We start from the raw sequence: 11,808 nt of genomic DNA on the forward strand, positions 1-11,808 counted from the left end.
GCGCACGGGCAACTACTGCGACAGAATGCCCTGGTTCCGGGCTTCGTAGATCGCTTCAGCCTTGGAGGTGACCTTGAGTTTGCTGTAGATGCGCCGCACAAAAGTGCGCACCGTGAAGGGCGACAACTCCATCAGCCTGGCGATTTCCACCGCGGTGAAACCTTTGGTGATGTAGTCCAGCACTTCCTTTTCACGCGCCGACAGCAGCGAGGACGCGTCGATATCGGCGGGCGTCGTGCCGGCGCCAGCTGCCGTGCTGCGGCGAAAACGCGCCAGCACCTGCCGGGCGATGATGGGGCTGATCGGGCTGCCGCCGCTGGCCAGGCTGCGGATCTCGGCCGCCATCTTCAGCGGTGAGCTGTCTTTCAGCAGGTAGCCGGCAGCGCCGGATTCGATCGACTGCATCACATGCGTCTCGTCGCCAAAATTGGTGCTCACCATGATGCTGCAGGCCGGCCACTGCTGGGAAGCCGCGCGAATCACGTCGATGCCTGAGCCATCGGGCAGGCCCAAATCAACCAGCAGCACATCGGCCGGCGGTTGCTTGAGCATCTGCAAGCCTTCGGCGCGGGTGCCTGCCGCGCCCACCAGGCGCATGTCAGAAGCGCCCTGCACCACGCGACTCAGCGCTCCGCGAAAGCTCGGATCGTCCTCGACGATGGCGACGTGGATTACGGGCAGGTCTTGTTCAGCGGGAGGTGCATTCATCAGGCGACATTTTGCGACGGTTTCGGTCGCACGACTCGCTATTCGTGTAGATTGTTTGTTCTACATGCAAGCCGGTAACCGGTGGCTGGTCACCGGCAAGGCCTGTTCGCTGTCCCGTCGGTGCCGGAATCAAGCCACCCGGACGATCCATGTGCTATTTTTTTGATAGCGATTGGCGCCCATTTCTGCTGGTCTAAGGTCCAATATTGTGTCCGGGAGGGGGTCCTGAGGATATCTGGGTGTAGCGCATATGTGCGACAGACAGCGACTTTCGTGATTCGTACGATGATTGCCGGTCAGCCAGGCGTTTCACAACAGCCGGGGGCGCTGGCCCGACTGATTGGCGAGCAACCTGGTTCGCTGCAAGTCCCGCCCGTCAACGAAAGCTTCCATGAAAAGCCACGCCAGCATGAACCGTATTTACCGCCTCGTCTGGAACACTGCCCTGAGCCTGTGGGTGGCTGTGGCTGAGAACGCCAGAGGCAAAAGCAAGGGCGGCACGGCTCGCCCAAGTGTGGATTGCAGTTCGGTTCATCAAGGTGATGGCGGGCATGGAGGCGATGGTGGTAGCGGGTTCACGCTTAACGCCGTCTGCAAGGCGGCTCTCGGTGTTCTGTCATCTCTCTTGCTTATGGTTCCGCAGGCGCACGCTGCAGATGCGGCCAATGCGGCCGTCGTCGCCGGCGCAGGCACCGTCGCCACCGCGGGCAATCTCACCACGATCAACCAGGCGACGCAGAGGCTGGCGATTGACTGGACTTCACTGTCCACCCGTGCCAATGAGGCTTTGGTATTCAACCAGCCCAACGCGCAGGCGATTGCACTGAACCGCATCACCGGCAGCAGCCCCAGCGAGCTGCTCGGCAGCCTCACGGCCAATGGCCAGGTGTTTATCCTGAACCCGAACGGAGTGCTGTTTGGCGCCGGCTCCCAGGTCAATGTCGGTGGCCTTGTTGCATCGACCTTGAACATGAGCAATGCCGACTTCATGGCTGGCAACAACGTGTTCACCGGTTCCGGCGGCTCGGTGGTCAACCAGGGCACGCTGAACGCAGGGCAGGGCGGCTACCTGGCGTTGCTGGCCCCCGAAGTGCGCAACGAAGGTGTGATGACCGCTACGCTGGGCACTGCGCTGCTTGCCGCTGGCAACAAGGTCACGCTGAACCTCGACAACGGCAGCCTGCTGGGCTACAGCATTGACCAGGGCGCGATCAATGCCCTGGCCGAGAACAAACATTTGATCCAGGCCAACGGCGGGCAGGTGCTGCTCTCGGCCAGGGCCCTGGACAGCCTGACCACCGGCACCGTGAACAACACCGGTGTGATTGAAGCAAAGACGATGGCCAACAAGGCCGGCCGCATCATGCTGATCGGCGACATGGAACACGGCATGGTCCGTATCGGCGGCACGCTGGATGCCAGCGCCCCCGATGGCGGTGACGGCGGCTTTATCGAAACCAGTGCCGCGAACTTCAAGATCCTGCCGGGCTTCAGGGTCAATACGCGGGCGCCGCAAGGCAAGAACGGCAACTGGCTGCTGGACCCGGCCACGATGACCATCGCGGGCGGCTCCGGTGCGGCGGCCAACACCATTTACGAGGACACGCTTGAAGCCGCGGGTTCCGACATGACCATCCAGGCCACGGATTCGATCAACACGACGGGCAACTTCAGCAATGCCGATGTGGAAATGCCCAGTGGCCTGAACCTCATCATCAAGACCACCGGGGCCAGCGGTACCGGCATAGACCTCACGGGCAGCGGGGACGGCACCGCCCTGACCTTCAAGGTCTCCGGCGGCGGCACGATTAACGTGAACACAGCCTTGGCCTCCCAGTCCATCAAGAGTTCCGGGCTGGCCGTGACCGGCGGCGCCGGCACGATCACCGTCAACTCCGCCGGCGCGCTGGATATCAGCAACGCGGTTGTGCAGACTGCCGGAGGCGCCATCTCGTTGACCGGGGCGGGCCAGGCCGGAAACTCGGGCGTGCTGGTGTCCCAGAGCACGGTGAACGCCGGCACCGGCGCCCTCACCATCAACGGCATCACGGCGGACACGGCGCAGTACGGCATCCTGCTGGACCGTGCCACCCTCATCAGCGGCAATGCCAACATCAACAGCGCCAGTTCAGCCATCAAGCTGGCGGGCAGCAGTTTGACCAGCAGCGGAAACATCAGCATTGACGCATCCAACACCAATTCAGGCAATCACGCGGTCGAGCTGGTCAACAGCGGGGCCACACAGACCAACGTCAGCACCACCGGCGGTGGCACCATAAACATCACCGGCAAGCTCAAGAGCGGCGGCGCCGCTGCTGTCGCCGCCAGCGGTTCGGCGGCAGGTGTGGCCATCGCCAACTCCAACGTGGCAGGCGGCGCCGGCACCGTCACCATCATCGGCGAGTCGGGCTGGGGCACCATCATTGCCCAGGCGGCCCGCGGGGTGCGGCTGGACTCACTGGCCAAGGTCACAGGTACGGGCAACATCGCCGTTACCGGCAATGCACACACCACGTCGACGGCCCACAGCGTCGCCGTTGAGCTGGGCACCGGCTCCGAGGTGTCCAGCACCGGCGGCAACGTGGAGGTCAGGGGCCAGATGCTCAGTGCCCTCGCCGCCGCCGCGGATACCAAGGGCATCATTGCAAAAGGCAAGCTGCAGTCCGGCGCGGCCAGTCGCATCTTGCTCGACGGCGTCGCTGATATGGACGATGGCACGACCGGCATCGGCATCCTGGTCGATGCCGGCGCCGACCTGATCGCGGGCACGGGCGGGCTCTCCGTTTCAGGTGCTGGGCAGGGCCTCTCGACAACGGCAACGTTCACGGGCATCTCCATGGCGGGCGGCAGCCTCAGCTCGACCGGTGCGATCAGCATGGACGGCCGCGGGAATTCGGCGGTGGTACACGCTGCCGGTTCCCAGGGCCTGAGCCTGACCGGCGGCAGCATCAACTCCAACGGCGCGGCCATGTCGCTGCTCGGGTCGGGTATGGCGCCGGCCTCGCCGGCCACCAACTTTGACCTGAACATCAACGGCACCGGCATCAACAGCGGGGGCGGGGATATGGCGCTGCGCGGTGAGCGTGTCAACATCGGCAGCGCCGTCAACGCGGGCGCGGGCAGGGTGACGATCAATACGGTCAGCAGCTTCCGGCCGATCACGCTTGGCGGGGCGTCTGAAACCGCCGCCATGAACCTGAGCAACGACGAGCTCAACCGGATCACCGCTTCGGCGATCGCGATCGGCCGCATCAACAACACCGGCGGCATCGCCATCGGCAACACCGGCGGCGCGATCAACCTGGCCAGCTCGCCGACCCTGAGCCTGATCAACGACAACCTCACGGGCTCGATCACCCAGACGGCGGCCATCACCGTCGCCAACCTCAACGCCAATGCACGAAGCGTCGTCCTGGCCAACACTGGCAACCAGATCAGCCAGGTCAGCGGGCGGGCCTACGGCACGGGCAATTTCCAGGTCCGCTCCGCCTCTGCGCTGTCTGTGGGAACGGTTGACGGAACGGCCGGCATCACCAACTCCGGCACCGGTGCTGTCGCGCTGACCAGCAGCGGCGCCCTGACGCAAACCCAGGCTATCGTCGCCAATACCTTCCAGGCCAGCAGCTTCGGGGGCATGACACTTTCCAACGCAGGCAACCGGATCCAGAATTTCGGCGGCCTCAACAACGGCACATCAGGCGGCATCACCCTTCGCAACACCGCCGCCAACGCCAGCTTCCTGGCCGACATCAACGGCGTCGGCCGCATCGACATCGCCAACACCGGCTCCATCACCCTGGGAGCGGGCTCCTTTTCCAATAACAACAACGCCACAGGCACGACTGCGGGCACCGCCGCCATCAGCCTTGTGGCCACGGGCAGCATCAATACGCCAACTCCCTCATCCCCCGGGTCGCACCTGATGAACGCCAACGGCGGCTCGATCTACCTGGAGGCGGGCAACGGCAGCATAGGCAACAGCGCCGCCAACGCCCTGAGTATTTCAGCGACGGGCCCCATCGTTGCAGTGGCCAGCGGCGCCGGCTCGCAGGTCAACCTGAGCCTGGTTGGCAACAGCGCCCTGGAAAACATCAGCGCGACGAGCGCCGTCAACGTCAGCATCAACGGGGCCGGCAACCTCGCGGTCAAGACGGTGGCCGGCAGCTCGGTCACCCTGGGCGCTGCGGCTGGCGCCATCACCGATGCCAACGGCGCCGCCAACAACATCAGCGCCACCACGCTCAATGCGAATGCCATGAACGCCATCACGCTGGGCACCAACGTGACCGGCCTGCAAACCCTGGCGACCACGGCCGCCGCGGGCGACATCAGCCTCACCGCCGCCAATGCGCTGAGCAGCAGCAACCTCGCCATCAGCACCGATGCCGGGTCCGTGCAGACGGTCAACCTCTCATCAGGCGCCGGTATCACGGTCGACAATGCCTTCGGCAATGCGCAGGACAAGCTCAAGCTGACCACGACTGCTGGCAATATCGCCATCAACGGCGCGCTGACGGCGAGCGAGCTGACGCTGAGCACCGCCGGCACCAGCACCCAAACCGCAGCGATCACCGCCACTGGCCTGGAGCTGCTGGGCGCCGGCACGCACACGCTCAACAACGCGGGCAATGCGGTCACGACGCTGGCGGGCAACACCGGCAATGCAGAGTACACGCAGGCCGGCGCGCTGGCTGTCGGCACGGTCAACACGGCAGGCCTCACCGCCAGCGGGAAGGTGCTGGTGCGCACCACAGGGGCGGCCAGCGACCTCACCCTGAACAACGGCGTGACCTCCGGCAGTGCGACCAATGATTCGCTGGTACTGGCCGCCGGGCGCAACTTTGTGAACAACGCGGGCGCCGGCGCGCTCAACCCAGGAGCGGGCCGCTTCCTTGTCTATTCGACCAGTCCTGTTGCCAGCACCCTGGGCGGCATGGTTTCCACCGGCAACGCTTTTGGCCGCACCTTTGCGGGCAACCTGCCGTCGGACGCCTCCATGACCTCGCTGAGCGGCAACCGCTTTGTCTACAGCTTTGTGCCTACGCTCAATGTGAGCGGCGACAACCAGCGCAAGGCATATGGCGGCGCCGACCCGGTACTGACCTACACCGTCAACAGCGGCCTGGTGGCGGGCGACACCGCGGCCAGCGCGCTGAGCGGCGCCTTGTCGGCGCCCACTGGCGCCGCCGCGACCGGCCCCGCACATGCGATTACGCAGGGCACGCTGGCATCGGCCCTGGGTTACAGCATCGCCTATACCAGCGGCACCTTGACGGTGACGGGTGTGCCGTCCCCCGCACCTTCACCGACGACGCCTTCTCCCGGCGTGGGCGCGGCGCTGGAGGGGGCTTATATGACCGCGCTCAACACCATTGCCGGCACGGACAAACTCCTGGGCAACAGCATCGACAGCGAATCGAAGGTGCTGGATGACGCCGCGCTTATCAAGGCGCTGAATACGGCTGCTGCCGAGGCCGAGGGGCAGGACAAAGCCGAATAGGCCGCGCCGTTTTTGAAGGCCGCTGGCCCCCATCCCAACCTTCCCCCAGAGGGGGAAGGAGTACATGCAGCTCTTACTCCCTCCCCCCGCTGGGGGAGGCTAGGGTGGGGGCTTGCCGCAGTGTCACCAGAACTGGGGACAGACAGTTCAGCGGCCCTTTGCCACAGTAGGGCAGTCATCAAGTCCGGCGCCGGGCCGTGTCCTTGTTGCCCAGGCCTGGAGAAGCTGGATTGAACTGCTGCCCCACCACCGTCTTGCTTGCCGGAGGCGACGCGCTGATGCGTGACGGCCTCAGGATGCTTTTGTCCGGCCAGGCCGGCTTTGAGGTCGTCGCCGAGACCGGCGACGGCGAGGCCGTGCAGGCGCTGGTGCACCGGCTGTTGCCCCAGCTGGTGCTGTTGGACATGGACCTTCCCGGCGCGCCAGGCCTGGAAATCGTGGCCGCCATCAGGGCCGGCTTCGGCGGTGCCGTCAAGGTGCTGCTGCTGACCGGCGAGCTGCAGCCCGCTATCCTCAGGCGGGCGCTATTGGCGGATGCCGACGGCTATGCGCACAAAAGCGAGGACGGCGACGAGTTGCTGTGCGCGGTGCACGCCGTGCTGGCCGGCCACCAGCATGTCAGCCGCGGCATCGCGGCGGTCTTTTTGCCGCGCTCCCTTCGCATGGAGAGGGCCGGTGAAGCGCAGACGGCCACGCCGCGCCAGCGCGAGATCATGTCGCTGGTGGCGCACGGCCTGGGCAACCGCGAGATCGCGAAGCTGCTGGCCATCAGCGTGCTCACGGTGCGCACCCACCGGCAAAACCTGATGGAGAAATTCCGGCTGCACAACGCGGCCGAAATAACCGCCTGCGCTGTGCGGCGCGGCTATTACACGCCGCACTGAAGGGGGCCTGCCGGAGCAAGACCCGGCAGATCAAGCCGGAACGTAATAACCCCTCTGCACCGCATAGGCAGTAATCTCCGCCGCATTCCGCAAAGAAAACTTCTCCATCAAGTTCTGCCGATGCGTCCGTACTGTCAGCACACTGATCGCCAGCAACTCGGCAATCTCGCGGTTGCTCAGGCCGCGCGCCACCAGCGACATGATCTCGCGTTCGCGAGGTGTCGCGACCAGCTTGTCGCCGGCGTAGTCCACCAGCCGCGCGCGCGGCGAAAAGGCCGCGGCGATATTGCGGCTCACATACTGCCGACCGGCCAGCACGGCATGCACAGCCTGCAACAGCTCGGCGCTGTCCTCGCTCTTGTGCACATAGCCGTCGGCACCTGCCGCCAGTGCCTGCCTGACGGAGTCGGCCTGCAGGTCGCCGGTGAGCACCAGCACCTTGACGGCTTCACCCAATTCGGCCTTGATGCTGGCGGCGATCTTCACGCCGTGCTGGCCGGGCAGTCCCAGGTCCAGCAGCAGGAGCTGGGGAGTGAACTGCCTCACCAGTGCTTCGACTGCCATGCCGTCGCCGGTTTCCGCGACAACCTCAAAACCTGGCTGGGTGCCCAGCAGCATCTTCAGGCCGTCGCGCATCAGCACATGGTCTTCCGCAAGAAGGATTCTGGTGGTCGCGATGGTGGAGGGGGTGGAGAGGATGGATGTCATGGTGATGCTCATTGAATGCTTTTCATCAACGCGGCCAGCACGCGCGGCTCCACCGGCTTGTAGAGCAGGCGCAAGCCGTTGCGGGCCGCCTCGGCAACCGTTTCGGCGGAAGTATCGCCGGTGATGATGACGGCGGACACCTGCCGGCCCAGGCGGCGCTCCACCGCCTCGACGATCTCGGTGCCGGTGACGCCATTGCCCAGGTGGTAATCCGTGAGCACCAGTGCCAGCGAGTCCGCCAGATCGGCCGCGGCGTTGATCGCCTCCCCCAGCGTGGCGGCCACACGCACCGGGTGGCCCCATTCGGTCAACAGGCGCTGCATGGACTCGCGCACCTCGGGGTCGTCGTCAACCACCAGCACGCTGCCGGTGAAATGGTCGCGCAGGTCCGCGGGGACCGTGGTCGCGAGCTCGGGCGCCGCCGCGCGCGGCAGCATGACGGAAAACACCGAGCCCTTGCCGGGCGTGGAGCGCACATCGACCTGCCCGCCCAGCAAGCGCACCGAGCGCAACACAATGGCCAGGCCCAGGCCCAGGCCGTGCTCGCGGTCGCGCGCCACATTGGGCACTTGGTAGAACTCGCCGAAGATGCGTGCGCGCTCCTCGTCGGCGATGCCTATGCCGGTGTCAAACACCTGGAACTCCAGCATGTTGCCGCGCGGCCTGCATCCGACCAGGATGCGGCCCTGCTCGGTGTAGCGCACCGCGTTGGCCACCAGGTTGGACAGCACACGCGCGAACACCAGCGGGTCGGTGTCGACCCAGAGGCCACGCGGCGCAAAGACCTTGAAACCCAGGCCCTTGGCCCCGGCCGGCCCGGCGAAGGCGTTGTTCAGTTCCGCCAGCAGTTGCGCCACCTCCACCGGCCGCCGCGCCACTTCCACCGTGCCGCTGTCCAGCCGCGACAAATCAAACAGGCCGTTGAGCAAGCGGCCCAGCCCGTTGAGCGCCAGCTGCAGGCGCTGCGCGATGTGGCTCACTTCCGTGCCGGGGATCTGCGCGCGCCCGGCCATGGCCTGCAGCGTGGCCACGAACAGGCTCAGCGCCTGTATGGGCTGGCGCAGGTCGTGGCTGGCGACCGCCAGGAACTGCGACTTGGCGCGGCTGGCCGCTTCGGCATGCTCCTTGGCGCTACGCAGGTTTTCAGCGGCGCTGAGCGCGCGCAGGCGGCGGCGCAGCAAAACCCAGGTCAGCAGCGCCGCCATCACGCTGGCCGCGGCGCCCAGGCGGGCCACCAGCTGCAGCTTGCTGATGGCGATGGCGGTGGTGAAATTGGGCAGGGAGCGCGCCGTCAGCGTCCAGCCGTAGCCGCCCACCTCCACCTGCTGCGTCGCGTAAAACAGCTTGACGGCCGACTCGCCGCCCACGCGGTCGCTGTAGGTGTCTATCAGCTGGTCATCGTCCTGCCCCGCGCCGTCGTAGACCTCGACGGTGATGTTGGCGCGCTCGCCCAGGATGTTGTCCATCAGGCCGTCCATGCTGAAGGCGGCGTAAATCCAGCCCACGATGTTCGCGCGGCGCTCGGCCAGCGTGCCCTGCGGTTTGCCGTTTTTATAGACCGGCAAATACATGCGGTAGCCGGCCTGGACCTGGGCCGCGTCTTCCTCGGGCAGCCTGACCTTGTTGGACACCGCGATGCCGCCGCTGTCGCGCGCGGCCTCCATCGCGGGCCTGCGCGAGGGCTCGGCGAAATAGTCGGTGCCCAGCGTGCTCAGGAAGGAGGAGCCGGTGGGCTCGAAGTACAGCGCCGAGGTGCTGGCGCCGCTGTCGCCGGGTGCTTGCACCGTGTAGGCCGGGAAGCCCTGGCTGCGCACCGTCGCGATGTGGCGCTCGCGCTCGCTGGTCGGCACGATGAGCGCGAAGCCCATGCCCTGCAGGCCCGGGTGGTTCTGGATGCGCAGGTTGGCGACAAAAGACTGGAAGTCGCCGCGCTGCACCTGGTCGGAGGTGGCGAACAGGCCGTGCGTGGCGCGCAGCGCCTGCTCATAGGCCAGCATGCGCTCGCGGAAAAGGCTGGTGGTCTCGCGCACCCGCGCATCGAACTCGCCCTGCAGCACCTGCTCGATCTCCCGGCGCTCGCGCTCCCAGAAATACCAGGCGGCGGCCAGCGCCAGGCCCAGCACCACACAGGGCAGCAGGTAGCTGAAAAAGCGCAACCGCCTGAGCGCCGCGGGCCGGGCTTTGGGCACGCCGGGTGAAGAAAGCACTTGATCTGCCATGGGTTAACGCTGGTAGGGCAGCAGGATGCGCTCGGCCTCGGCCTGCGCGTCCTTCAGGGCCTGTTGCGGCGTCTTGGCGCCGGTAAGCGCCGCCGCCAGGCCGGCGTTGAGCGCGCGCGTCACACGCTGGTTCTCATGCGTGGAAAGCTCGGCCACGGCCTGCTGCAGCTGGTCGCGCGCGATGGCCGCCTTCGGGAAGTCCATCACATGGTCCCTCATGGTGCGTGTCTCCCAGGCGGCCGGGCTGACGGCGATATAGCCCGAATCAATGCTCCAGCGCGCGGTGCGCTCGGGCGCGACCATCCACTGGATGAAGCGGAACGCGGCTTTTTGCCGCTCCGGCGTGGTTTTGCGGAACACATAAAAATTGCCGCCGCCCGTGGGCGAGCCGCGGCGCGTGTTGCCGGGCAACATGCCCACGCCGAAGTCAAAACCGGCTTTGGCCTTGAGGTTGCCCAGGTTGCCGCTGGTGGTCCAGATCATCGCGGCCTTGCCGCCCAGGAAGTCGTTGGGCGTGCCGCCCCATTCGACGATGCCCGGCGGGTGCACCTTGCGCTCGCGCGACAGGCCTACCCAGTATTGGAGCGCCTCCACCACGGCGGGCTTGTCGAAATAGGTGCGGGTGCCGGCCGCGTTCATGAGTTCGGCGCCGTTGCCCGTGGCCAGCCCCTGGAACAGCCAATAAGGAAATCCCGAGGACGGTATCTGCACGCCCCACTGCGTGGTGTTGCCCTGCGCATCGCGCCGGGTCAACTTGCGGGCGTAGTCGGCCATCTCGGCCCAGTCGGCGGGCGGCCGCTCCGGGTCCAGGCCGGCCTGTTTGAAAAGCTCCTTGTTCCAGTAGAGCAGTATGGTCGAGCGCTGGAAGGGAATGCCCCAGGTCTGGCCGGCGGCACGGCTGTTGTTCATCAAGGCCGGGTAAAAACCGCGCAGCCAGGCCACATCGTCGGCGTTGGCGACCAGGTCGTCGAACGCCACGATGGCATTGGCGTCGATCAGCGTGTACATGTCGACGGCAAACAGCACGGCCGCGTCGGGGGGCGTGCCGCTCTTGTGCGCCGTCAGCGCCTTGACGATGGAGTCCTTGTAGGTGCCGGTGTAGACGGGCTTGACACGGATGTCGGGATGGCTGTTTTCAAAATCGGCCGCCAGCGCCGAAATGCTTTTGGCGACGGGACCGCCCACCGCGATGGGGAAATAAAAAGAGATCTCCGTCGGCTCGGCACGGCCGGCGCCCGCAACAGCCAGCGCCGCCAGCAGCAGCGCGGCTTTCAGAATATTCGACATAGCGCTTCCCGGCCCTCGTTATTGTCTGCCCGCGACTTCCCGCCGGCTTGCCCCGGCGGTGCATGGCTGCCGCCGTTGCCACACAGCATACACAGCACCGTGCAAGCACCATGCCAACAATCATGCGCGTACACCCTCCGGGTCGCAGGCATGGTATGCCGGGCTGGCGTTGCTGTCTGTCCCCAGTTTTGGGGACAAGCCATAGCACTCTCCCCACTATCTCCACCCATCAACCCACCACTACTGCATCGGCAGTATTGCCGCCAACAAGCTTGTTACACAGAATCGCCCGCATGTGATCAGAGTCCATGCCTCCCGCCATCCGGTGAAGAGTTGAAGAGGTAATGAAAGTGCGCGGCCCGAAAGGGAAATTTTCACATGGGCGCGGCCGCGGTGTCCCCATAACTAGGGACATACAGGCGGGGAGTGGACTTTTACGATTTGCACGTTTTGTCACAGGCGTGCGCCTCGCGCGCGCCTGGCCAGTAGTCGCCTTGGTCCT

General features: G+C 65.8%; 6 protein-coding genes and 1 pseudogene. 3 read left to right on the forward strand and 4 right to left on the reverse strand.

Annotated elements, in window-relative coordinates:
- Positions 1–12: 12 nt before the first annotated feature.
- Entirely contained in the window at positions 13–708 is a 696-nt protein-coding gene (locus ACEN9P_RS20980) for a response regulator (RefSeq protein WP_495620357.1), read from the reverse strand.
- A gap of 409 nt (positions 709–1,117) precedes the next feature.
- On the opposite strand from ACEN9P_RS20980, the pseudogene ACEN9P_RS20985 reads away from it, so the two are divergent.
- From ACEN9P_RS20985 to ACEN9P_RS20995, 3 genes and pseudogenes are all read left to right on the forward strand, one after another.
- Positions 1,118–1,171, forward strand: a pseudogene (locus tag ACEN9P_RS20985) (ESPR-type extended signal peptide-containing protein); the annotation flags it as partial.
- Between the two features lie 168 nt (positions 1,172–1,339).
- Complete coding sequence (locus tag ACEN9P_RS20990; protein ID WP_495622211.1) at positions 1,340–6,208, forward strand: beta strand repeat-containing protein; 4,869 nt, start codon at positions 1,340–1,342, stop codon at positions 6,206–6,208.
- A 278-nt stretch (positions 6,209–6,486) separates the two neighbouring features.
- Positions 6,487–7,092, forward strand: a complete 606-nt coding sequence (locus tag ACEN9P_RS20995) for a LuxR C-terminal-related transcriptional regulator (protein ID WP_495620358.1) — start codon at positions 6,487–6,489, stop codon at positions 7,090–7,092.
- A gap of 30 nt (positions 7,093–7,122) precedes the next feature.
- Here ACEN9P_RS20995 and ACEN9P_RS21000 read toward each other — a convergent pair whose 3' ends face one another.
- Genes ACEN9P_RS21000 through ACEN9P_RS21010 form a run of 3 tightly spaced genes read right to left on the reverse strand, consistent with a single transcriptional unit; the run spans position 7,123 to position 11,306 of the window.
- Positions 7,123–7,800, reverse strand: coding sequence for a response regulator (locus ACEN9P_RS21000; protein WP_495620359.1), 678 nt, complete (start codon positions 7,798–7,800; stop codon positions 7,123–7,125).
- A gap of 8 nt (positions 7,801–7,808) precedes the next feature.
- Positions 7,809–10,019 carry a CHASE domain-containing protein gene (locus ACEN9P_RS21005; protein ID WP_495620360.1) on the reverse strand — a complete coding sequence of 737 codons (2,211 nt, stop codon included), beginning with the start codon at positions 10,017–10,019 and terminating at the stop codon, positions 7,809–7,811.
- 3 nt (positions 10,020–10,022) lie between these two features.
- Entirely contained in the window at positions 10,023–11,306 is a 1,284-nt protein-coding gene (locus ACEN9P_RS21010; RefSeq protein WP_477663162.1) for an ABC transporter substrate-binding protein, read from the reverse strand.
- Positions 11,307–11,808: the final 502 nt, after the last annotated feature.

The sequence above is a fragment of the Polaromonas sp. Polasp52 genome (assembly GCF_059491565.1).